This window comes from Gordonia mangrovi, assembly GCF_024734075.1.
In the GTDB taxonomy this organism is placed as follows: Bacteria; Actinomycetota; Actinomycetes; order Mycobacteriales; family Mycobacteriaceae; genus Gordonia; species Gordonia mangrovi.
Genome location: NZ_CP102850.1, coordinates 4,728,315 through 4,751,567, shown reverse-complemented (window position 1 = coordinate 4,751,567; position 23,253 = coordinate 4,728,315). Strand labels below are relative to the sequence as shown.

18 protein-coding genes and 4 tRNA genes are annotated in these 23,253 nt (G+C 67.2%); 15 read left to right on the top strand and 7 right to left on the bottom strand.

The features are described 5' to 3' along the window. Nucleotides 1–19: 19 nt before the first annotated feature. From NWF22_RS21585 to NWF22_RS21575, 3 genes are all read right to left on the bottom strand, one after another. Nucleotides 20–607: an ATP adenylyltransferase gene (locus NWF22_RS21585; RefSeq protein ID WP_160902458.1), complete on the bottom strand. Its 588-nt coding sequence runs from the start codon at nt 605–607 to the stop codon at nt 20–22. Continuing rightward, on the bottom strand, nt 600–2,672 hold the full coding sequence (gene thrS / locus NWF22_RS21580; RefSeq protein ID WP_160902459.1) for a threonine--tRNA ligase: 2,073 nt from the start codon (nt 2,670–2,672) through the stop codon (nt 600–602). The genes NWF22_RS21585 and thrS overlap by 8 nt, the downstream gene beginning before the upstream one ends. A gap of 131 nt (nt 2,673–2,803) precedes the next feature. Then, nucleotides 2,804–3,202 carry a TIGR02611 family protein gene (locus NWF22_RS21575; protein ID WP_160902802.1) on the bottom strand — a complete coding sequence of 133 codons (399 nt, stop codon included), beginning with the start codon at nt 3,200–3,202 and terminating at the stop codon, nt 2,804–2,806. Between the two features lie 353 nt (nt 3,203–3,555). Between NWF22_RS21575 and NWF22_RS21570 the strand changes: the two genes are divergently transcribed. From NWF22_RS21570 to NWF22_RS21560, 3 genes are all read left to right on the top strand, one after another. After that, complete coding sequence (locus NWF22_RS21570) at nt 3,556–5,646, top strand: FUSC family protein (protein WP_160902460.1); 2,091 nt, start codon at nt 3,556–3,558, stop codon at nt 5,644–5,646. Nucleotides 5,647–5,722: 76 nt separating this feature from the next. Further along, nucleotides 5,723–6,670, top strand: a complete 948-nt coding sequence (locus NWF22_RS21565; protein ID WP_160902461.1) for an NAD(P)-dependent alcohol dehydrogenase — start codon at nt 5,723–5,725, stop codon at nt 6,668–6,670. Between the two features lie 53 nt (nt 6,671–6,723). Next, nucleotides 6,724–7,695 carry a hypothetical protein gene (locus NWF22_RS21560; RefSeq protein ID WP_233751165.1) on the top strand — a complete coding sequence of 324 codons (972 nt, stop codon included), beginning with the start codon at nt 6,724–6,726 and terminating at the stop codon, nt 7,693–7,695. 66 nt (nt 7,696–7,761) lie between these two features. Here the strand turns inward: NWF22_RS21560 and NWF22_RS21555 are convergent, their stop codons facing one another. After that, nucleotides 7,762–9,186, bottom strand: coding sequence for a carboxylesterase/lipase family protein (locus NWF22_RS21555; RefSeq protein WP_160902462.1), 1,425 nt, complete (start codon nt 9,184–9,186; stop codon nt 7,762–7,764). Nucleotides 9,187–9,263: 77 nt separating this feature from the next. On the opposite strand from NWF22_RS21555, the gene NWF22_RS21550 reads away from it, so the two are divergent. From NWF22_RS21550 to NWF22_RS21535, 4 genes are all read left to right on the top strand, one after another. Beyond that, nucleotides 9,264–10,685, top strand: a complete 1,422-nt coding sequence (locus tag NWF22_RS21550; protein ID WP_258321239.1) for an SLC13 family permease — start codon at nt 9,264–9,266, stop codon at nt 10,683–10,685. Then, a complete protein-coding gene (locus NWF22_RS21545) occupies nt 10,682–12,013 on the top strand; it encodes a sensor histidine kinase (RefSeq protein ID WP_160902463.1) in 1,332 nt (443 codons plus the stop codon). Before NWF22_RS21550 ends, NWF22_RS21545 begins: the two co-directional genes overlap by 4 nt. Next, nucleotides 12,010–12,510 carry a response regulator gene (locus NWF22_RS21540; protein ID WP_160902464.1) on the top strand — a complete coding sequence of 167 codons (501 nt, stop codon included), beginning with the start codon at nt 12,010–12,012 and terminating at the stop codon, nt 12,508–12,510. Before NWF22_RS21545 ends, NWF22_RS21540 begins: the two co-directional genes overlap by 4 nt. A 270-nt stretch (nt 12,511–12,780) precedes the next feature. After that, complete coding sequence (locus NWF22_RS21535) at nt 12,781–13,077, top strand: nuclear transport factor 2 family protein (RefSeq protein ID WP_258321238.1); 297 nt, start codon at nt 12,781–12,783, stop codon at nt 13,075–13,077. 35 nt (nt 13,078–13,112) lie between these two features. On the opposite strand, the gene NWF22_RS21530 is transcribed toward NWF22_RS21535, so the two are convergent. After that, entirely contained in the window at nt 13,113–13,607 is a 495-nt protein-coding gene (locus NWF22_RS21530; RefSeq protein WP_160902466.1) for a heme-binding beta-barrel domain-containing protein, read from the bottom strand. Between the two features lie 229 nt (nt 13,608–13,836). Between NWF22_RS21530 and NWF22_RS21525 the strand changes: the two genes are divergently transcribed. Both NWF22_RS21525 and NWF22_RS21520 read left to right on the top strand, forming a co-directional pair. Then, a complete protein-coding gene (locus NWF22_RS21525) occupies nt 13,837–14,253 on the top strand; it encodes a helix-turn-helix domain-containing protein (RefSeq protein ID WP_202398598.1) in 417 nt (138 codons plus the stop codon). Between the two features lie 56 nt (nt 14,254–14,309). Further along, complete coding sequence (locus tag NWF22_RS21520) at nt 14,310–14,483, top strand: hypothetical protein (RefSeq protein ID WP_202398599.1); 174 nt, start codon at nt 14,310–14,312, stop codon at nt 14,481–14,483. Between the two features lie 119 nt (nt 14,484–14,602). Here NWF22_RS21520 and NWF22_RS21515 read toward each other — a convergent pair. Next, nucleotides 14,603–14,674: transfer RNA gene (locus tag NWF22_RS21515), tRNA-Val, on the bottom strand. A gap of 231 nt (nt 14,675–14,905) precedes the next feature. Between NWF22_RS21515 and NWF22_RS21510 the strand changes: the two genes are divergently transcribed. The 4 genes from NWF22_RS21510 (at nt 14,906) to NWF22_RS21495 (ending at nt 15,918) form a co-directional block, all read left to right on the top strand. Further along, nucleotides 14,906–14,978, top strand: a tRNA-Gly gene (locus NWF22_RS21510). A gap of 22 nt (nt 14,979–15,000) precedes the next feature. Continuing rightward, nucleotides 15,001–15,074, top strand: a tRNA-Cys gene (locus NWF22_RS21505). 17 nt (nt 15,075–15,091) lie between these two features. Next, nucleotides 15,092–15,166, top strand: a tRNA-Val gene (locus NWF22_RS21500). 224 nt (nt 15,167–15,390) lie between these two features. Continuing rightward, on the top strand, nt 15,391–15,918 hold the full coding sequence (locus NWF22_RS21495; RefSeq protein ID WP_160902467.1) for a DUF4386 family protein: 528 nt from the start codon (nt 15,391–15,393) through the stop codon (nt 15,916–15,918). A 72-nt stretch (nt 15,919–15,990) separates the two neighbouring features. Here the strand turns inward: NWF22_RS21495 and glgX are convergent, their stop codons facing one another. Continuing rightward, nucleotides 15,991–18,141, bottom strand: a complete 2,151-nt coding sequence (glgX, locus tag NWF22_RS21490; protein ID WP_258321237.1) for a glycogen debranching protein GlgX — start codon at nt 18,139–18,141, stop codon at nt 15,991–15,993. A gap of 162 nt (nt 18,142–18,303) precedes the next feature. Between glgX and otsB the strand changes: the two genes are divergently transcribed. Beyond that, nucleotides 18,304–22,293: a trehalose-phosphatase gene (otsB, locus tag NWF22_RS21485; RefSeq protein WP_160902468.1), complete on the top strand. Its 3,990-nt coding sequence runs from the start codon at nt 18,304–18,306 to the stop codon at nt 22,291–22,293. Nucleotides 22,294–22,494: 201 nt separating this feature from the next. Continuing rightward, nucleotides 22,495–23,226, top strand: a complete 732-nt coding sequence (locus NWF22_RS21480; RefSeq protein ID WP_160902469.1) for a dienelactone hydrolase family protein — start codon at nt 22,495–22,497, stop codon at nt 23,224–23,226. Nucleotides 23,227–23,253 lie beyond the last annotated feature (27 nt).

Genomic DNA, 23,253 nt, shown 5'->3' with positions numbered 1-23,253 from the left:
CTCCCCCGACCGGCGTGCGTCACGACTGTTCGTGCCACGCCGCGGCGAGCAGCGAACGGGTGTCGCGCAGCAACTGTGGCATGACTTTCGTCTCGCCGACAACCGTGATGAAGTTCGCGTCGCCGATCCAGCGGGGCACGATGTGCTGATGCAGATGTTCGGCGAGCGAGCCGCCTGCCGCGTACCCGAGGTTGAGTCCCACGTTGAACGCGTTGGGGTTGGAGACCGACTTGATCGTCGTCAGCATCCGCTGGGTGAACGCCATCAGTTCGGCAGATTCGTCGGCGGTCAGTGCCTCGAGGTCGGCGACCTGCCGGTACGGGACGATCATCGTGTGACCCGGGTTGTACGGGTACAGGTTGAGCACCGCGTACACGGTCTTCCCACGCGCGACGATCAGGCCTTCCTCGTCCGACATCATCGGGATGTCGAGGAACGGATGACTGCTGGCCGTCGACCCGCTCGCTTCGCTCCCGGCGTCGGTCGCCTTCTCCGACGGCGGTGGGTCCGCGGTGATGTAGGTCATCCGATGAGGACTCCACAACCGCTGCAGGCGATCGGGATCACCGGTGCCGCAGTCGCGGATCGTGCGATCGTCGTCAGCCATCGGCGGTGCCCGCCCGGTCCGTGGTACCGATGGCGTCCTCGGACGGGGAATCGTTGCGCCGCTGGTGCACCCAATCGGCGATGAGGGATACGGCGGCGTCCACCGAAACCCCGTTGACCTGCGATCCGTCCCGGAACCGGAAGCTCACCGCATCGGCGGTGACGTCGCGTTCACCGGCCAGCAGCATGAACGGCACCTTGGCCTTGGTGTGGGTGCGGATCTTCTTCTGCATCCGGTCGTCGGAGTAGTCGACCTCCGCGCGGATGCCGGCGGACTTGAGCCGCGACACCACGCCCTGCAGATGATCGGCGAAGGCCTCGGCGACCGGGATGCCGACCACTTGAACCGGAGCCAGCCAGGCGGGGAACGCCCCGGCATAGTGCTCGGTGAGGACGCCGAAGAATCGTTCGATCGATCCGAAGAGAGCCCGATGCACCATCACCGGTCGCTTCTTCGTACCGTCCGGGGCCGTGTACTCGAGTTCGAACAGTTCCGGCTCGAAGAAGTCGAGCTGCAACGTGGACATCTGCCAGGTACGGCCGAGGGCGTCCTTGGCCTGCACGGAGATCTTGGGCCCGTAGAACGCGGCGCCTCCGGGGTCCGGGACCAGCTCGAGGCCCGACGCCTCGCCCACCTTGCGCAACGTCTCGGTGGCCTGTGCCCACACCTCGTCGGTGCCCACGAACTTCTTCGGGTCCTTGGTGGACAGCTCGAGGTAGAAGTCGTCGAGTCCGTAGTCGGAGAGCAGCTGCAATACGAACTGCAGGGTGCTGGTCAGCTCGTCGATGACCTGTTCCTGCGTGCAGTAGATGTGCGCATCGTCCTGTGTGAAGCCGCGGGCCCGGGTAAGGCCGTGCACCACACCGGACTTCTCATAGCGGTAGACCGACCCGAACTCGAAAAGCCGCAACGGCAGTTCGCGGTAGGAGCGACCGCGCGAGCGATAGATCAGATTGTGCATCGGGCAGTTCATCGGCTTGACGTAGTAGTCCTGGCCGGGCTTGCGAATCGTTCCGTCGTCGTTGTACTCGGCGTCGAGATGCATCGCCGGGAACATGCCATCGGCATACCAGTCGAGGTGTTTGGAGACCTCGAACAGGTGTCCCTTCGACAGATGCGGCGTATTGACGAACTCATAGCCGGCCGCCACGTGCCGGGCGCGCGAGAAGTCCTCCATCTCCTTGCGGATGATGCCGCCGCGGGGGTGGAAGACGGGCAGACCCGATCCGAGTTCGTCGGGGAAGCTGAACAGATCGAGCTCGGCGCCGAGGCGACGGTGATCACGGCGTTCGGCCTCGGCGAGCAGATCCAGGTGGTGGTCGAGGGCTTCGGTCGACTCCCAGGCCGTCCCGTAGATGCGCTGCAGGTCGGCGTTGTCCTGATCTCCACGCCAGTAGGCGGCCGACGAACGCGTGAGCTTGAATGCACTGATGTACTTCGTGGTCGGCACATGCGGGCCACGACACAGGTCGCACCAGATCACCTCGCCGGTACGAGGATTGAGGTTGTCGTAGGCCGTGAGCTCGGCACCACCGACCTCCATCACCTCGCTGTCGGCCGCGGCGCCCTTGTCGTCGATCAGCTCGAGCTTGTAGGGCTCGGCTGCCAGTTCGATCCGCGCAGCATCCTTGGACGGGTAGACCCGCCGCGAGAAGCGCTGCCCCGATTTGATGATCTGCTTCATCTTCTTCTCGAGGGCGGCGAGGTCCTCCGGGGTGAACGGCTCGGCGACGTCGAAGTCGTAGTAGAAGCCATCCTTGATGGGCGGACCGATGCCGAGCTTGGCGTCCGGGAACAGCTCCTGCACGGCCTGCGCCAGCACGTGCGCAGTCGAATGCCGGATGACGCTGCGGCCGGGCTCGGTGTTGGCCGCAACCGGCTCGACCTCGGTGTCGAGGTCGGGCGTCCAGGACAGATCCCGCAGCTGACCACCGGCATCACGGACCACGACGACGGCCTCGGGTCCCTTGTTGGGCAGGTCGTGGTCGCGCAACGCCGTGCCCGCGGTGGTCCCGGCCGGCACACGGATGGTGGCGGGGGCGGTCACCTGCAGATCGTCGGGCACGGGACGCTCCTCAGCGGTCATGACACGTGAAATGTGTCGATTGTCGTGGTTACTCCACAGATCGTATCTGCGCGGTGTCCGACCACGAGGAACCACCCGAAGGCGTCCACCGTTCGGATCGCGTCAGGCGATCAGGACAAGATCGGGCTGGCCAGCCAGTCGGCGTGGATGTTGAACCACCCGGCCACCATGCCGATGACACCGAGCAACCACAATGTCGCCACCACCACAGCGGCCGTGCCCAGCCAGAAAACGCCCTGGACCGACCAATGCTGCCGGCCCATCCACACCATCCAGGCGTCGTATTTGCCGCGAGCGAAGGTGAGCAGCCGGTGCGCCCACGCGAACTCCGAGGCGAGGATGCCCAGCCCGATGAAGACGATCAGCCATCCCGGGCCCGGGTACGGGATGGCGACGATGCCGCCGGCGAGCACCAGGGCGCCCACGACCCCGATGGCCACCCGGTAGCCGAGGTTCAACGTCGGATTCCGACGGATCACATATCGGCGTTGGCGCGCCCACACTCGCATCCTGGTCGCCACGCCACTCCATTCCCTCACCCGCCGGACCGTCGCGGCCCGCCCTCCCCGTGACACGATCGATCCGCCGGTGCCCGTAGCCTCGACGACTTCAATGGCTTCGGACGGTTGGGTACCCCGGCGGATCACGGCATCCAGAATACGTGGCCACCCACCGATGCCCCCGGGCGCATCGAGCGTCGCTGCGTCGGCACGACCCGAGTTGGCCGACACGCCATGAACCCGTCATGGCGGCGTTAACCTATGACAGTTGCCCCACGTCTCCGGGTGATCAATGGGTGGCCATGATGCAGACCGAATCTGACCTGCTCGGGCGTTCAGATCTGCCCGCCGGGCGGTGACCGGTGTTCCCGACCCTGCCGGCCACGGTGCGCGACCACCTCCGATTGCATGATCCCGAGCACGACGCGCTGCGCCGGGCCCTGCGCGCCGGATTGGTCATTCCGTTGGCATTCGCGCTCGGACTGGCTGTCGGGGGTGCACAGACACCGTTGTTTGCCGCATTCGGTTCCTTCGCCGTGTTGGTCTTCGCCGATTTCCCCGGCGACCGTCGTGCGCGAGCGACGAGTTACCTCGGTCTGGGCGTCGTCGGCACCGCGATGATCACCGTGGCAACGGTGGTCTCCCAGTTCGCGTGGCTGTCGGTCACCGCGATGTTCGTGATCGGCGCCGTGGTCATCTTTGTGGGCGTGCTCAGCGCCGCACTTGCTGCGGCACAGCGCTCGGTGCTGCTGACGTTCGTGCTGCCCGTCGCGACGCCGGCGCCGCCGAGCGCCATCCCGGACCGATTGCTGGGCTGGGCGATCGCGCTGGCGTGTGGTGTTCCCGCGGCGCTGTATCTGCTCGCACCGCATCATCACGACCGTCTGCGTCGGCAAGCCGCCCAGACGTGTCGTCTGCTCGCCGATCTGGTGACCGGTGACGGCGATCCCGGCGAGGCCAGGGCGACGATGCGCGATCTGCGCACGAGTTTCCAGGCGACCGCGTGCCGCCCGGTCGGTCTGTCTGCGGGAAGCAGGGCGCTGGTCCGCGTGGTGGGTGAACTGGAATGGCTCACCGACCGCCTGACGCTGCAACCGTCAACCACGGCGGCGAGCGGCTCATCGCCCGAGACGTCGGCGCGGGTCCTCCGCGCGGCAGCGACGACCCTCGACGCCGGCGGCGCCGACATCCGGGCGGCGGTGGTCACGCTCGAAGGCCTGGTGGCAGAACTCGACTCCGAGCGCGACCGCGCCTTCGGTGACTTCGCGGCAGCGACCGACCACCGCGCGGCAACCGCCGCACTGGCCTCGCACGCGCTGGACTCGGCCGTGGCCGCCGTCGGACGCATCGTCGCCTGGTCGGGCGCCGCCGACGCGCGGCCGGTGATCAACCGACTCCTCGGTCGTGGGCTGGCCGGCCACGGTGCCGATGGCCGCGCCATCCCGGCTCCGCTGGTGTCCCCGCACTACACGCGGGGCTACGTCCGGTCGCGGTCGGTGACCCTGCAGAACAGTCTTCGTGGCGGTCTGGGCCTGGCCGCCGCGGTCGCGGTCACCGAGTTCGTCTCGGTGCAACACGGTTTCTGGGTCGTGCTCGGCACGTTGTCGGTGCTGCGCAGTTCGGCACTCACCACCGGCTCCTCGGTGCTGCGGGCCATCATCGGTACCGTTCTCGGATTCGCGGTCGGCGCCGCATTGCTCGCGGTGCTGGGCACGGGTCCGGTGGCGTTGTGGCTCGCATTGCCGGTGGCGATCTTCCTGGCCGCCTTCGTCCCGGAGGTGGTGTCGTTCACCGCGGGGCAGGCCGCCTTCACACTGACGGTCCTGCTGCTGTTCAACGTGATCGACCCGGTGGGTTTCCGTGTCGGGTTGATCCGGATCGAGGATGTGGTCATCGGTTCGGCGGTGGCCGCGGTTGTCGCCCTGGTGCTGTGGCCGCGCAATGTCGCCTCCGCGATGCGAATCGGCGACGATGCCGCAGTCGCCGCCGGGACTCGGTTCCTGCTGGCCGCGGTTCGTCATGTCACTCACCGGCAGTCACTCGACGCGACGATCGGCGCCGACGCCTACGCCGCGGCACGGACATTCGACGACGACGTCCGCCAGTATCTCGCCGAGAGCGGTGGCGAGCCCGAGGGCCTCACGCGGATACTGCAGGCCTCGACGCGGGTGGTGCGGACGGTGCTGGCTGCCGAGGCAATCGGGCGGATCTCTCCCGATCGGTCCGTCCCCCGCAACACCGCCGCCGACGAGGTACTCGAACGACACGCGATTGCGATCACCCGATGGCTCACCGACGGCGGCGGGCGCCGCGACTCGCCCTCCGTCGGCGCCGAACTGCTCGATGCGCTCGATGGTGAGCAAGCCGGCTCCGATCTGCTGTGGACCGCGGCACATCTCAACGAGTTGGAGGTGCTGTGGGCCCACCAGTCACGCTCCGGCGTACCGGTGTGAGGACGATCGTCACCGAGGGGTCTGCCACGATCAAATCGCCCGGATCGACGGTCCGTTCGCAATACCATGGAGACTCGTGAAGGCCGTTGTCCAGGACCGCTACGGCACGCCCGACATCTTGCGTGTCGAGGAGTTGCCGCTCCCGCAACCCCGATCCGGGCAGGTGCGGGTCAAGGTGGTCGCGACGTCGGTCAACCTGAGTGACTGGGAGAATCTCCGCGGCCGCCCGGCCTACGCCCGGATCGGCGGTCTGCGCAGACCGAAGCACCCGACACCGGGCTCCGACATCGCCGGGTGGGTCGACGCGATCGGCGAGGGAGTGACCCGGTTTCGTATCGGTGACGCTGTCTACGGCGACAACCTGTTCCTCAAGGGTGGATTCGCCGAGTACGCCGTCGCGGTCGAGACGGCGCTGACGCACAAACCGACCGACCTGGATTTCGTCGCGGCCTCGGCGATCCCCCAGTCGGGCGCGATCGCGCTGCAGGGCACCCACGGTGCGGCACCGGGCACGCGGGTGCTGATCAACGGCGGCGGCGGCGGTTCCGGCGTGTTCGCGATCCAGCTCGCCAAACGGGCGGGTGCCCACGTCACCGGCGTGGACACCGCGGCGAAGCTCGACTTCATGCGCTCACTCGGCGCGGACGAGGCCATCGACTACCGGCAGGACGACTTCACCCGTCAGCGCTACGACCTGATCCTCGACATGGTGGCCCACCGTTCGGTCTTCGCCTACCGCCGGGCGCTCAATCGCGGCGGCCGCTACCGCTGCGTCGGCGGTACCGTTCCGACGCTGTTGCGGGTCCTCACCGCCGGTGCCGTCGTCGGCGCCGTCACCGGCCGCCGGCTGGGCATGTTGGCGGTCAAGGAGGGCCCCGCCCACTTCTCACCCGTGGCCGACCTGTGCCTCGCCGGCGAGATCGACACGCGCGTCGATCGCACCTATTCGCTCGAGGAGACCGCGGCGGCCCTCGGCTGCGTCGGTGCGGGTCAGGCCCTTGGCAAGGTGGTCGTCACCCCGTGACAACCGGCAGATCAGCCACTGGCGGGTCACCCCAATGGTCGAAGGAGCTAGGCATGCACGAATCCGATGCACTGCCCGACACGGGGTGTTGGCGCGGGATCGGTGCCACAACGACGGCGAATCTGACATGGCTACTGGACGGCGATCCGGCCGTGGCCTATCAGGCCACCCGCGATCTCCTCGGCGTCGACGATGCCCGGCTGCAGGTCCGCATCGCGGACGAGGGCGCGGGCGCCACCCTCCTGGCCGCACGCGGACCGGACGGGCACTGGGGCGCGGGCTTCTACAACCCGAAGTGGACCTCGACGCACTACACGCTGCTCGAGCTGCGCGGGCTCGGTCTGGCCCCCACCCACCCCGTCGCGCGTGACGCGTGCGCACTCGTGCTGCGCGATCACAAGGTCCGCGACGGTGGAGTCGACCCGCGCCCGACGACCCGCCACAGCGACGTCTGCGTCAACGGCATGGCACTGAACTACCTGTCGTGGTTTGGCAGCGACGCCGATCAATTGGCGAGCATCGTCGATGTCATCCTCGCCGAGCAGATGCCCGACGGTGGGTTCAATTGCCGTACGAGTCGGACCGGCGCGACCCATTCCTCGGTGCACACCAGCACCTCGGTGATCGAAGGTATCACCGCCTATGAGCAGGCCGGCTACTCCCACCGCCGTGCGGAACTGCGCGATGCGCGCACCTCGGCAGTGGAATTCCTATTGCGGCACAGGTTATTTCGTAGTGAACGCACCGGCAAGCCGATCCGCCCCGACTTCACCCGGCTGCACTACCCGGCACGGTGGTACTTCGATGTGCTTCGCGGACTCGACGCGCTGCGCGCAGCCGGCATCGACTACGACGAGCGGATGCGCGATGCATGCTCGGTGCTCGAGAAGCGCCGACGGTCCGACGGGCGGTGGGTAGCTCAGCGCGGCTATCCCGGGAAGACCCACCTGACCTATCCGCCACCGGGCGAACCCAATCCGTGGGTGACGTTGATCGCCCTGCGGGTTCTGCGGGCCTACGCCTGACCGGGGGAATCGGGGCAACGGCCTATTTCGCAGAGGCCTGCCGGTTCTTGTCCGCCCGCTCGAGGATCAGACGAAACGCCGCAGGTCGTTCGCATCGCAGTACGCCGACCACCCCGGATCACCGGTGGTCGCGAACCCCACCCACGCACGATGCATCTCGTCGGCGATGCGTTGATCGGGTTCGGGTCCGGTCAACGCATGGGCTTCGGCGAGATGGTCGAAGACGAACGGGATCTCCACCGCGTGGCCGGCCCGGATATCGGCCTGCGGGCTGCGGTACCCGAACTCGTACAGGTGTGTCGCACCGGCCGGTCGAGACTCGGCGATCGCGGTCGTCGGGGACGAGAACGCCCGCGCGGTGAGCGCCTCGCTGACCACATCACCGGCGCTCGCCCCGGCGTCGAGCCGACGGCGGAGATGATCGACGCCGCCGGGACGACGCCCCAGGATGGCCGCCGCTGCCTCCTCGGTGACGGCCTGCGCCCCGCCGGTCGCGACCATGAAGAATCGGAACTCGTCAGCGTTCCAGCCCGCGAGCAATGGTATGTCGACCCCGGCGCCGGCCGCGATGGCCTCCTGCGGAATCGCGGTGAGGACCTCCCCGTCCACGACCGGGAACTGCGACATGATCCCCATGCCGACGTCGACGACCGTCGGTCCCCACACCTCCGGGTCCGGATCGAGCATCAACTCCAGCGCCACCTGCGTTTGGGCGCGCAGCATGTCTTCGACGCTGATGCGGCCGAATGCTTCGGCGGTCGCATCGACCGAGAGGATCTGCGCCATCCGAGCGGTGACCTTGCGTGCGTCGGCGGGATCGGCGGCGGCAGAACCGTTGCCACTCTGCATGACTGCGCGTCGGAACAGGCCCGCGGCGAGCGGTGATGCCAGCAGCGACGCCACACTCATGGCACCCGCGGACTCGCCGAAGACGGTCACGTTGTCGGGGTCGCCTCCGAACACCGCGATATTGTCGCGCACCCACGCCAACGCGGCGATCTGATCGAGCAGCCCGCGGTTGTCGGGCGCCCCCTCGATCGAGGCGAAACCGGCTGTGCCGAGCCGATAGTTGATCCCGACGCAGACGACGCCGTCGCGCGCGAACGTGTCCCCGGCATAGATCTCGATGCGATTGGAGCCACGCGTGAATGCGCCCCCGTGTATCCAGACCATCACCGGCAGTCCGCTCGCGCTCGGGTCCGGGGTCCACACGTTGAGATTGAGGTAGTCGTCGCCGAGCACGATCGGGTTGTCGAGCAGTGCCGCGATCGGGCCGGGGTAGCCGACCTGTGGCACCGTCGGCCCGTACTGCGTGGCCGGCCGGACGCCGTCCCACGCAATGGCAGGCGCCGGGGCGGCGAAGGCCGACTCACCGATGGGCGGTGCCGCATAAGGGATTCCGAGATAGGCGAAGACCCCATCGACAAGCAGGCCGGACACCCGACCACCGGAGGTGATCACCGCGGGGGCTTCCGCGTCAGCACGAGTCATACCGACCGACGCTACGCGACAGCCATGGCCGCCGCGGTCCGCATGTGAGAACGGGCATCGTTGGCTAGCCTCATGGCGTGACGGCTCTGGGGAACACGGTGACAGCGTCCTGGCGTGGGATCGTCGTCGTGGGTGTTCCCGTCGCCGTTCTGCTCGCGCCCTCCTTCGGTGGCCTCGACGAGGTGCAGCACCGGTTGCTGGCGATCTTCATCTTCGCCGTGCTGGCCTGGGTGCTGGAACCGATTCCGATCTTCGCCACCTCGGTCGTGGTCATCACCGCGGAACTGTTCCTGATCTCCGACAAGGTCCCGTCGCTGTGGGCGCTGCCCGAGGGATCCGGTGACCCGCTGCCCTACGCCGGGATCCTGGCGGCCTTCGCCGACCCGATCATCATCCTGTTCCTCGGTGGCTTCTTCCTGGCTGCTGCGGCCACCAAGTACCGCCTGGACCGCAACCTCGCGCGGGTCATCCTGGCACCGTTCGGAACCCGAACACCGATGGTGGTCCTGGCGTTGCTGAGCATCACCGCACTCTTCTCGATGTTCATGTCGAACACCGCCACCGCCGCGATGATGCTGGCGGTCGCCGCGCCGGTCATCGCGAGTCTGGAACCCGACGACCCGGCCCGGCGGGCCCTGGTGCTGGCCATTCCCATCGGTGCGAACATCGGTGGCATCGGCACCCCGATCGGCACCCCGCCGAACGCGGTGGCCATCAACTATCTCGGTCCGGGCAACGAACTCGGGATCTCCCCGATCAACTTCGCGCAGTGGATGCTGTTCGCGGTCCCTTTCGTCGTGGTCCTGCTCGCGATCGCCTGGCTGCTGATCGGCCGGCTCTACCGCTCGCAGACCACCCATGTGCGGCTGGAGATCGACTCCCGGTGGCTGATCTCGCCCGGGGCGATCATCGTCTACGTCACCTTTGTGATCACCGTGCTGCTCTGGCTGACCAGTTCGTGGCACGGGGTGCCGTCCAACATGATCGCGATGATCCCGATCGCGGTGTTCCTGGTGACCGGGGTGATGAACGCCAAGGACCTGCGCTCGCTGAGCTGGGAGGTGCTGTGGCTGGTCGCCGGCGGTGTGGCGCTGGGCAACGCGATGTTCTCGACCGGTCTGAGCCAGTGGTTCGTCGACCAGGTGCCGTTCGAGTCGTTCAGCGGTGTGGTGATCATCGGCGTCCTCGGCCTGGTGGCGATCCTGATGAGCACGTTCATCTCCAACACCGCCACCGCGGCGCTGCTGCTGCCGTTGGTCGCCGCACTCGGTGTCGACAGCCCCGCGCTGGAGTCGCTCGGCGGGGCGATGCCCGCGCTGATCATGACGACCTTCGCCTGTTCGCTGGCGATGGCCCTGCCGGTGAGCACGCCACCGAACTCGATGGCGCACGCCACCGGTGAACTCCAGACGCGGGACATGGCTCGCCCCGGTGTGCTGCTCGGCGTGATCGGTCTGGCCGCGACGGCGGTCCTCGTCACGGTCCTGGTGGCGACGTGAGCCGCCCGGAAAAGCATCTGGGCCTGGCCGAGCAGTTCTTCGGCGACGACGCCCGCACTCAGCGGCTCGCCCCGGGCGAGGCCCTGATGCGAGCGGGTGAGCCCAACACCCGTCTCTATCTGGTACTCCGGGGTGAACTGCGCTGTGAGGGCGAGGACGAACAGGGCGTGTGGCGCGAGTTGTTCGTGCTGCGCAGCGGCGATCTGGCCGGGGTCACCAGCTTCTTCGGCAGGCCGCACACCTCCGTCTACGACATGGTGGCGATGAGTGAGGTGTCCGTGGCCTACCTGGACCGGGTCGAGATCCCGCCCGAGCGCAAGGAGTCGGTGGACGCAAGTCTGGTGCCCCTGGTGGTGCACGCCCTCCATCGGCGGGATGTGCAGCGAAGTGAGCTCGAGCGAATGCTCGGCGTCGCACAGTTCGGCGCCGGGATCGCGCATGAACTCAACAACACCCTGGCCGTCGCGTTGCAGGGCTGGTCGTGGCTCGACCGGGTGGTGAGCCAGCGGCTGCTGCAGGGCCGCAGCGCCGAGGTCGTCGACGCCTTTACTGCCGGCCGTGCCGAGCACCCACACCCGTCCTCGGCGCAGGTGCGTCGACGCGCCCGGGAACTGGCCGGCCGGTACGGGTGGGGCGAGAGCTTCGCCCGCCGCTGGGCCCGCGCCGGCCTGCCTGCCCCGGAGGCCGGTCAGAACACCGCCGACATGCTGGAGTTCTTCGAGATCGGTGAGGCACTGGCCGACGCCACCTCGGCCATCGGCCACACTCGGCACGTGCTGGACCAGATGCACGCACTCGGCCAACGGCGGCAGCAGCACACCAGCACCTTCGACATCGCCACGTCGGTGGACGCCGGACTGGGACTGGTCCGGCATCTGCTGTCGGGCGTGGACGTCGAGGTGATCTCGGAGCCGGAGATCCTGGTCCACTGCGACCGCCTGCAACTCGACCAGGTCTGGGCGAACCTGGCCCGCAACGCCGCGAACGCCCTACGCGCCCCGGGGCTGACGGAGCCGCCGCGGCTGCGCATCGAGTGCGACATCGCCACGGGGATGGCCAGGGTGCGGATGACCGACAACGGACCCGGGATCGATCCCGAGATCCTGCCGGAGATCTTCTCCCCCCAGGTGACCGACGCGCCCGGCCGGACCAGCATGGGGCTGGGCCTCGGGCTGAGCCTCGCCCGGTCGGTCGTCACCGCATATGGCGGCATGATCGGGGCGTCCAACGTCAGCCCACACGGGGCGCAACTCGAGGTGCGCCTTCCCTTGGCGCAGCCGACAGGCGATCGGCCCGCGCCGAACCCGACGAACGGAGCACCATCGTGAGCACGACGCCCCTGATCGTGTGCGTGGACGACCAGCGTGAGGTCGGGAGCGCGCTGCTGCGCGACCTGGAGCCGCTGACCTCCCACTTCACCGTCGTGGACTGCACCTCCGCGGCCGAGGCCTGGGAGGAGCTGGAGGAGGCCGACAGCCGCGGCCGGCCGGTCGCGCTGCTGATCTGCGACCACCTGATGCCGGTGGAGACCGGGGTGGCCTTCCTGACCCGGGTGCGGTCGGACTTCCGCTTTCGCGGTGTGCACAGCATCCTGCTGACCGGGATGGCCACCCAACAGGACACGATTGAGGCGATCAACGCCGCTCAACTCGACCGCTACGTGAGCAAACCGTGGGACCCGCAGCGTCTGCTCACGGTGGTCAAGGAGGAACTGACCCGCTGGGTCCTCGAGAACAGCCTGCCCACCGACCGCTTCGAGGGCTCCCTGGCCGGGGACGTGATCATGCGGGAATCGTGGCGGGACGGAACCGATCCCCGTGCCTGAGGGCCGGTTGCGCCGCTCAGCAATGTGCGGCGCAACCGCACACCATCCCACCCGACGGGAGACGCCGGAACAGCGAAGGCTGACTCGACTGTGAGTGGTGCCGCACAAGGGATTCCGAGATAGGCAACGATCCCGCTCCAGGGGTGAACGGAGGCGCGATGACCGACCCGACCGCTGCCGTGCGTGACGTCGAGCAACGCTACGACGAGGCCTGGCAGCGAGGGTGACCTGGACGGCATCCTCGCGTGTCTCCACCCTGCCGCCGTACTGGTGAGCCCGCGTGGTGAGGCGGCCCGCGGACACCGTGAGATTCGGACGGTGTTGGGCCGACTACTCGACGGTGAGGCCGCCGGGTCGCTACACGAAAGCACCATCGACCGTGTCGAATTCGTCACCGACGACGTCGCGGTTGTCGACGGCCGGGCGCGCGTGACCGGGGTGGCGCCCTCGCTCGGCGGCGAGGCAGCAGTCGTCGTCCACGGCTTCATCGACGTACTCGTGCGGCGCGACGGACGCTGGGTGATTTCCCAGATCCGTGCCTATGGGCTGGAGTCGCCCGGTCGTTGACTCGGTGGCCGGTCGCCGATCTCACCGGTCCGGGATCAGGCGCGGCCCAGCTCCGAGGTGAGGTGATGGGTCATCGGCACACCGACCGCCGCCATCGCGAAGTCGGTGCGCAGGTTGTCTCCGTCCAGGCGGTATCGACGCTCGGTGGCCTCCACCGACTTGGCCGTGGCCGTTCCTGCCACGACACCCGACATCCTGAGTTCGATGACGCCGTCGACGATCTCCAGGACACCTGCGCACAGTTCGGTGTGTCCGGTCGGCTGCGCGATGGTGAATTCCGCGACACCCTCGGCCGGCAACCGGAGGAATCCGGTTTCGGTGTGCATCGGTACGCCCTCAGGCGAGCGAGTGCGCTGCTGGTAGGCCAGAAACGGTTTACCGATGTCCTCGAAGGTGATCGTCTCGGTGTAGTCGAACGGGTCGATCGTCGGATACTCACCGCTGCCGGTACCGGTCCAGGTGCCGACGAGGGAGGCTATCGGGGTCAGATTCGGCGCAAGGGTCACCCTGCGAGGGTAATGCCGGATCATCACGGATCTTCGTTGATCGAGAGTGTGGCGCCGATCGAGTGAGATTCGGCCGGTAAGTCCGCGTCGAGAGTGAGGTGCCACCGCCGCTTGTCCGCGCGTAACATGCGCCCCAGCAATCGCCGGTGGCACGGTTCATACCCGATCACGCACCTTTCTGCCACCGTCACCATCAGACTTCGACGCCCTCTTAGATTTGTCCAAGTTCCTTGAACACCACACCGAACCGGCGATGCTGCTCGGCCCGGACGGCGAGCAGATCCCGCTTCCCTTGGAGGTCTACGAGACGCTGACTCAGATCGTCGACGCGATGAAGCACCACCGCGCGGTCACCGTCGCCCCGATCGACCAGAAGCTGACCACCCAGGCTGCCGCCGACTACCTGGGGATCAGCCGGCCGACGCTGATCAAGTTGATCGAGCAGAAGAAGATTCCCTGCGAGATGGTGGACGGCAGCCGTCACCGCAGACTCGTGCTGGGAGACCTCATCGACTACCAGTCCAAGCGATCCGCTGAGCATCGCGCCGCGCTCCAATCGCTCGTGGAGGACGCCGAGGAGACGGGTCTCTACGACGTTCCCGCCGAGGACTATCAGGACGCGATTCGCGCCGCCCGCAAGGAGATTGCCGGGGAGCGCAAAGCGCAGTGACGGGATTCCGCGTACTCGACGCGTGTGTACTGGTGCCGATCAATAGGGTGTGCACAATGAACGACGCGTTCGAGGACGCGCTCATCGAGGGCTGGGAGCCCCTGGAGGATGGCATCCGAGGGTTACCTGATCCGAACGATCGCCACGTCGTGGCGGCCGCGGTGCGTGGAAGCGCGGCCGCCCCAAAATTCGCCAGGGAGATCGCTCCGCCATTCGAAACCGGGTCGTAGATGAGCACGCACAGGGCACAGCCGTTCCCGACGGGCTGAGCCAGACGGTCGACCTGGACGAATTGAGAGTTCAGCGCATGCTCACCGAGACCATGCCGTCACCAGCGAGCTTATCGTTGTGGTCCCGGCTGGGATCGAACCAGCGACCTTCCCGGTGTGAACGGGACGCTCTTCCACTGAGCCACGGGACCGCGCGAGACGCCGTCGGCGCCTGTGCACGAGGCAGAAGATTACACGCTGACCACGCGCATCCCAAATCGCCTCATCCGGCGCGCCGCATACCGCACGCCGTTCACCCCTGCGGCGCGGATTCTTCACCTCAATGCCTGTGACCAGGCGATTTGGCGAAGCGCGAGTACGTCAGATAATGTTCTGCATCGCGTCGAGAGCAACAAAAGATCCACAAGATCGCTCCCGACCACGCGGATGTAGCGCAGCTGGTAGCGCATCACCTTGCCAAGGTGAGGGTCGCGGGTTCGAATCCCGTCATCCGCTCGAGGCGAGTCCTCTCGCATCTGGTGGTGTGGCCGAGTGGTGAGGCAACGGCCTGCAAAGCCGTGTACACGGGTTCGATTCCCGTCGCCACCTCCACACCAATTGCATATCCCGCGCGATTAGCTCAGTGGGAGAGCGCTTCCCTGACACGGAAGAGGTCACTGGTTCAATCCCAGTATCGCGCACCAGCGTTTGTACAGGTAGACCCCGGTTTCTTGCCGGGGTCTACCTGTTTCTGCGCTATCAGACGCGAAGCTCGCCCCGACAGTCGCGGCGAGGTCGGCGACTCGATGACCTTTGGCACTGCCCGACACGCCGACGCGCCGGGTAGCACAGAGGTATGAGCGGAAGAACCGCGATAACCCGAGTGACGGCCGGCCTCTCGTCCAGGACGAGGGCGACGCTCGCGGGAGTGTTCATCCTCACCGCGTATCTCATGCTCATCGCCGAGGCGACCGACTCGGCCGCGGTGGTCTTTCTCGTCGACGCGGTCAGCGGATTGTCGGTCATCGGGATCGCGGTCCTGTTGTATCCGATGTTCCGGCCGTCGTCGCCGATCGCATCGGGCATCTATCTTGGGGCCAGGGTCCTCGAGGGCGCGATCATGATCGCGGCGGGGACGCTCTTCCTGGCCGGGCAAACCGGCGTCCGCAGCGACCTGTACGAGCACGTCCACATCTACTGCTTCATCATCGGCGCGGCTTTCCTGTACTACTTGCTGTACCAGACCGCGCTGGTCCCGCGGTTCATCGCCATCTGGGGCTTCGTGGCAGTCGGCTTCCTCGTGCTCACCACGGTGCTGTCGTGGTTCGACTACGGCAGTCCGTGGTTGGACGCGACGTTGGTGCTGATGATCGGCAACGAGGTCTTCATGGCCATCTGGTTGATGGCCCGAGGGTTCACCGCGACTGCCCTCGTGCCCGACGATGCACCGTGGTGACGACGAGTTGCCCGATGGTGCAGACCCGGCCGGCGGGCCGGCAGCGGTGACGCCGATGCACCGAAGCACCGGCTATCGGCGCGCGTGGGCGATTCCTGGAGAGCCGTCTCGGATCAGCACCACCACCGACCGGGGTTGCACGGTGTACTCGGACCCGTCCACCGGCGGCGCGGTATGCCAGGGCCCCACGTCATCGGGCGACGGCAGAGCCGTGTCGACCCAGCGCCGCCAGGGCGACGATTCCCCCGTCGACGACAGCGTCGACGGAATCTCGAAGCTCAGCGGTTCCCAGTACGCGTTCACCATCCCGTGCAGGCACACCTCGGCACGCAGGCTCCGCAGCGAGATGGCCAGGGAATGGGAGTCGTCCGACCAGTCCGGGCGATACAGCCACACCCCATGCCACTCGATCTCGGCGCGTTCGAGCAGTTCGTTCAACACGAGTGGGAGCCCGTCGCCCATCGGGTACGTGTGATACCTGATGAGTCGAGCGGCGAAGCGGTGAATGTCGGCATGGCGTTCGACGAGGTCCCAGTCGAACCAGCTGATCATGTTGTCCTGGCAGTACGCATTGTTGTTGCCTCGCTGCGTTCGGCGGACCTCATCACCCATGACCAGCATCGGCATGCCGGCCGCAAGCAGATTCAGTGTCAACAGATTCTTGATCTGTCGGGTGCGCAACGCCTCAACCTCCGGATCGGTGGTGGGACCCTCGATCCCGCAGTTCCAACTGTGGTTGTCGTCGGCTCCGTCGCGGTTGTTCTCGCCGTTGGCGTCGTTGTGCTTCTCGTTGTAGGAGACCAGGTCGTTGAGCGTGAAGCCGTCGTGTGACGTCACGAAATTGACGCTCTGCTCGGCCTCCCGGTTCTGCTGACCGTAGATGTCCGGGCTGCCCACCAAACGTGCGGCCAGCCCTTTCACGGCTCCGCGTTCGCCCTTGATGAAGCGCCGCACGTCGTCCCGGAATCGGCCGTTCCATTCCAGCCACGCGTCGCCGACGAAAGTTCCCACCTGATAGAGCCCGGCGGCATCCCAGGCCTCGGCGATCAGCTTCGTACCCGCGAGGACGGGATCACTCTCGATGTCCCACAGCACCGGTGGACTCGACCGAGGACGCCCCGTCTCGTCGCGCGCCAAGATCGAGGCCAGGTCGAAGCGGAACCCGTCGACGTGCATCTCCGACACCCAGTAGCGCAGACTGTCCAGGATCAGCCGCCGCACGATCGGCTGATTGGCATTGAGTGCGTTGCCACAGCCGCTGAAGTCGGCATAGCGGGACTTGTCTGGTTCCAGGAGGTAGTAGAAGTCGTTGGCCAGGCCGCGGTAGCAGAACGTCGGTTCGTCGGGTCGACCTTCGGCGGTGTGGTTGAAGACGACGTCGAGGATGACTTCGATGTCTGCGCGATGCAGCGCCTTGACCATGTCGCGGAACTCGTCGAGCACGGCCAGCGCCCCTGGGGCCGACGCGTAGGCGTGGTGCGGCGCGAAGAACGACACCGGTTGGTATCCCCAGTGGTTCACCAGTTCATCGGGGGCGCCCTGCGGGTCGAACTGGAACACCGGCAACAACTCGACCGCGTTGATGCCGAGGTCGCACAGGTACGGGATCTTGTCGATGAGTCCCGCGTAGGTTCCGCGCTTGACCTCGGCGACTCCGGAGTTCGGATTGCGGGTGAAGCCGCGTACGTGCATCTCGTAGATGACCGTCTCGGCTGCCGGCCGTCGTAGCGGTGTGTCGCCTTCCCAGTCGTAGGCCTCCGGATCGACGACCACGCTTCGCATCGCGGTGGCGACGTTGTCGCCGGGAAGCGCGGCGCAGCGGCGATCGTAGGTCGTGGGCACGACGACGGCTTTACCGTAAGGATCGAGCAGCACCTTGTCGCGATCGAACCACACCCCCCGCTCGGGCGCCACGGGCCCGTGTGCCCGGTAGGCGTAGACCTGACCCGGCCCGATGCCGGGCACGAAGGCATGCCAGTAGTGGTAGGTCCGGTGCCGGTAGGGATCGAGCCGGATCACTCTCGTGGGTGCGGTCGACTGCTCGTCGTCGAACAGCAGGATGTCGAGTTCGGTCGCGTCCTTGGCGAACACGCTGAAGTTGACCCCATCGTCGCGCACGGTGGCACCGAGCGGAGCACTGAACCCCGCGCAGATCTGACCGTCCGTTTCCCCCGCGGGCCACGTGTCGGCGTCGCCGGTCGGGCGATTCTGGGCTCGGTTCACAACGTAGACGATGACCGACGATGACGAGACGCGCCAGAGGTAGGCCGAACCGACAGCACGGACCCGGCTGCATTGGGACCGAGCGGCCGCGCATCCTGTTACCAAAGTCCCCGAAGTCGCGATTCCGTTGTCACACCGGTCAGCGCGGGTGATGCTGGTGGCATGACCATGTCCGAGGAAGCGGCGCCGGTCGAGCACACCACCCGCCGAACTGTCATCATCGATGCCCGCCTCCACGATGCCGTGATCCTCGACCTCGACGGCGTCGTCGCCGACACCGCCGCCGTACATGCGGCCGCGTGGCAGGAGGTGTTCGACGACTTACTGCTCCGTCACGCCGATCGTGCCGGCGCCGACTGTGGTTCCTTCACCGACGACGATTACCGCACCCTCGTCGACGGCAAGCCGGTGGATGCCGGGGTGACCGACTTCCTCGGCTACCGCGGCATCACCATCGAACGCGGCCACCGCGACGATCCGCCCGCGACCGATTCCGTATGGGGCCTTGCCAACCGCAAGGCACAACGGTTCCGCGAGTTGCTCGAGCGGGACGGGGTGCGGCCGATCGAGTCCGCTATCGCGCTCATCCACCGACTGCGCGCCTTCGGCATCACCTGCGGGGTCGTGTCGTCGAGCCGACACTGCGCACATGTGCTCGATGCCGCTGGAGTCGGGGATCTGTTCGCCGCGCGGATCGACGGTGTGGTGGCCGAGGAACTCGGGCTGCAGGGCACACCCGATCCGGCCCCCCTGCTCGAATGCGCCACCCGACTCGGCACGAGACCGAGCCGGTGCGTGGTGATCGAGGCCGCCGACGTGGGTGTCGAGGCGGCGCGCAGGGGCGGGTTTGCGCAGGTGATCGGGGTCGAGGACAGTGCGCATGCGGCCACGCTGCGTAGCCGCGGCGCGGATGCCGTGGTCGGCGACCTCGTCGAGATCCGGGTGCGACTCGGCGGTGCGCACATCTCGACGAAACCCGATGCCCGGACCTACCTCGATCATCTCCATGCCATCGCGGCGACCCGTACGCCGGCGTTGTTCTTCGACTTCGACGGCACCTTGTCGAACATCGTCGGTGATCCGGCCGCCGCAACCCTGGTCGACGGCGCGGCAGACGTCCTGACGCGGCTGGCCGGCCTCTGCCCGGTCGCGGTCATCAGCGGCCGCGACGTACCCGACGTCCGTGACCGCGTCGGTCTGTCCGGGATCTGGTACGCCGGCAGTCACGGGGTGGAACTCGTCGGACCGGCCGGCGAACACCACATCAACGATGTGGCGCAGGGATCGACGGCCCAGGTCGACGCAGCAGCCACCGAGCTGCGCGGGCGGCTCGGCGCGATCCCCGGACTCCTGTTGGAGCACAAGCAGTTCAGTCTGGCCGTCCACTATCGCAACGCCGATCCGGGCCGGGTGGACGAGATCACCTCGGCAGCCCACCGGGCGGGCACACAACAGGGCCTGCGCATCATGCACGGCCGCATGGTCATCGAACTGCGCCCGGACGTGGACTGGGACAAGGGCCAGGCCCTGCGCTGGATTCTCGACCGGATGCACGTGCCCGCCGACTCGGTCCCGATCTATTTCGGCGACGACCTCACCGACGAGGACGCATTCGATCAGGTGGCGACCACAGGACTCGGGATCGTGGTGCGGGCCACCGAGAATGCCGACCGCCGCTCGGCCGCGCAATTCGCCGTCGACTCCCCCGACGCCGTGCCGCGCCTGCTCGGTCGCATCGCCGACCTCCTCGAGGAGTCGCGCGAACCCAGCAGCGCGTGGTCACTGACCTACGACGCCTACGACCCGCACGAGGAGAAACTGCGCGAGGCACTCTGCACGGTCGGCAACGGCTACCTGGCCACCCGGGGCTGCGCCCCGGAAAGCGACGCGGGACAGGTGCACTACCCGGGCACCTACGCTGCCGGGGTCTTCAACCGGTTGATCGACCGGATCGGCGACGCCGACATCGACAACGAGAGCATGGTCAACCTGCCCAACTGGCTACCGCTCACATTCCGGATCGACGGCGGACCATGGTTCGACATCGACGACGTCGAGCTGTTGTCCTACCAGCAGTCACTGGATCTGCGTCGCGCGGTGCTGACCCGCACCATCACCTTCCGCGACGCGCAGGACCATACGTCGACGTTGCGTCAGCGCCGGTTCGTGTCCATGGCCCAGCCCCATGTGTGTGCGCTGGAGACCACAATTGTTGCCGTGGACTGGTCGGGGACGATCGAGTTCCGCTCGAGCATCGACGGCAACGTCCGCAACAGCCTGGTCGAACGCTACCGGGAGCTGGCCGGCGATCACCTCACCGCACACGAGATCTCGGTACTCTCACCGGATTCGGTCCTGCTGCGGGTGCAGACCAATCAGTCGCGCATCGGAGTCGCGATGGCGGCCCGGACCACGCTGTGGCGCGGCGACGAGCGGCTGCCGGCCCGCTCCGACCTCATCGACGAGGCAGGCCGAATCGGCCACCTGCTGGCGATCGACGTGACCGCCGGCCAGAGCGTCACCGTCGAGAAGGTCGTGACGTTCTACACCGCCCGTGATCACGGCATCGCCGAGCCGGGTGAGGCCGCATCCCGATTGTTGTCGCGCACCGGGCGGTTTCGCGAGCTCTTCGCCGATCATGCGCGCGCATTCGTGAAGCTATGGGATCTGTTCTGCATCGACGTCGACGGCCACGCCGAGGCGCAGCGCGTCATCCGGGTGCACCTGCTGCATCTGCTGGTGGTGGTCTCCGACCACACCGCCGAACTCGACGTCGGTGTGCCGGCCCGCGGGCTGCACGGCGAGGCCTATCGCGGGCACATCTTCTGGGACGAACTGTTCGTCCTACCGGTGCTGAATCCGCGGTTGCCGGCACTCACCAAGGCGTTGTTACGCTATCGCTACCGGAGGCTGCCCGAGGCACGCCGACTCGCCGTCGAGGCCGGCTACCGGGGCGCGATGTTCCCGTGGCAGTCCGGCAGCGACGGCCGCGAGGAGAGCCAGAAGCTGCACCTCAATCCGCGGTCGGGCCACTGGAATCCGGACCCGAGCGCCCGACAGCATCACATCGGTCTCGCCGTCGCCTACAACGTGTGGCAGTACTTCCAGGTCACCAGCGACCTCGAGTTCCTGGTGGAGTCCGGTACCGAACTGCTGGTCGAGATCGCGCGGTTCTGGACGAGTCTGGCGACGTATGACCCAGCGCACGACCGCTACGTGATCCGCGGGGTGATCGGGCCCGACGAATTCCACGCCGGCTACCCCGGCGCACCCTACGACGGGATCGACAACAACGCGTTCACCAACGTCATGGTGGTCTGGGTGATTCGTCGGGCGCTGGACGCGCTACGGACGATCCCGCAGCGTGATCGCGTCAACCTGCTCGACGAGATCGGTTTGCGCGAACCGGAACTCGAGCATTGGCGGGAACTGTCGTGTCGCATGTTCGTCCCGTTCCACGACGGCACGATCAGCCAGTTCGAGGGCTACGAGAAACTCGCCGAACTCGATTGGGACGCCTACCGAGCGCGCTACGGCAATATCCAGCGACTCGACCGGATCCTGGAGGCCGAGGGCGACGACGTGAGCGCATACCGCGCATCCAAGCAGGCCGACGTGCTGATGCTGTTCTATCTGATGTCGGCCGACGAACTACGAGACCTGCTCGGACACCTCGGCTACGAGTTTGCCGCCGAGGCGATCCCGCACACCATCGACTACTACATGGCCCGCACGTCGCACGGCTCGACGTTGAGTTCGGTGGTGCACGCGTGGGTGCTCGCCCGATCACAGCGCGCCCGCGCGGTGGACTTCTTCGAGCGCGTGCTCCTCTCCGACGTCGCCGACATCCAGGGCGGCACCACCTCGGAGGGTATTCATCTGGCCGCGATGGCCGGCAGCATCGACCTGTTGCAGCGCTGCTTCACCGGACTCGAGATGCGCGCCGACCGGTTGATCCTCAACCCCGCCTGGCCCACCTCGCTGGGCACGTTGTCGTTCCGGATCTTCTATCGCGGGCACCGGCTGCAACTGCGCATCAGCGGTAGCGGAGTCCGCATCTCCTCGGAGCGGCGCACGGTCGAGCCGATCACCGTCCAATGCCGCGACGACGTCCGCACGCTCGGACCGGGTGGTGTCCTGCGGTTCGGGTGAGACCGACCTCCGGGTCGGCGCGGTGTCCCGACGGCGATGAGATGTTGACCAAAGTCCTCTCTAGCCGCGTTTCGGACGCGCCTTGACGCAGGCGGGCGCATGCTTGGTGTATCGCGATGGTGCACAAGCAGGAGACCAACCGAATCCGGCTCGCTGTCGTCACCGACAGATGCGGACGGGAGTTCGGCGCAAGGAGGTGTGATGCCCGAGGTCGAGATACCTCGCGCCGACGCGTCGCTGCCCGCCTACCTGGCGGTTCCCGATGGCGGTGACAGCCGACCGGGCGTGGTGATCATCCACGATGCACTCGGGATGACGACCGATCTGCATCGCCAGGCCGACTGGTTGGCCGGTGCCGGATTCGTGTCACTGGCTCCGGACCTACTCCACTGGGGATGGCGGCCGCGCTGTGTCGTCGCCGCGATGCGAGCGCTGGCCGCGGGCCGCGGACGCCCCTTCGACGAGATCGAATCCGCGCGGACGTGGCTGGTCGCGCGACCGGAATGTACCGGCCGAATCGGGGTCATCGGGTTCTGCCTCGGCGGTGGGTTCGCAGTGCTGCTGGCGGCCGGTGGCAACTACCAGGCGGCCTCGGTCAACTACGGCGCGGTCCCCGACGATGCCGACGGACTGCTCGCCGACGCCTGCCCGGTGGTCGCCGGGTATGGCGGACTGGATCGGTCGGTGGGTGACGCACCGCAACGGCTCGAACACGCCCTCGACGCGAATGACATCTCGTACGACATCCGCGTATACCCCGACGCCGGGCACTCATTCCTCAACGACCACCCATCCGGCGAGATGCCCTGGTGGGCTGCGCTGCCCGCGCGATTCGCCCGCGCCGGATACCACGATCCGTCCGCGGTCGATGCGCGCGCCCGTATCGAATCGTTCTTCCACGAGCATCTCGACGTCACCGAACCTCGGTCGTGATCGGCCGGACAGATGGAGGCAACGACG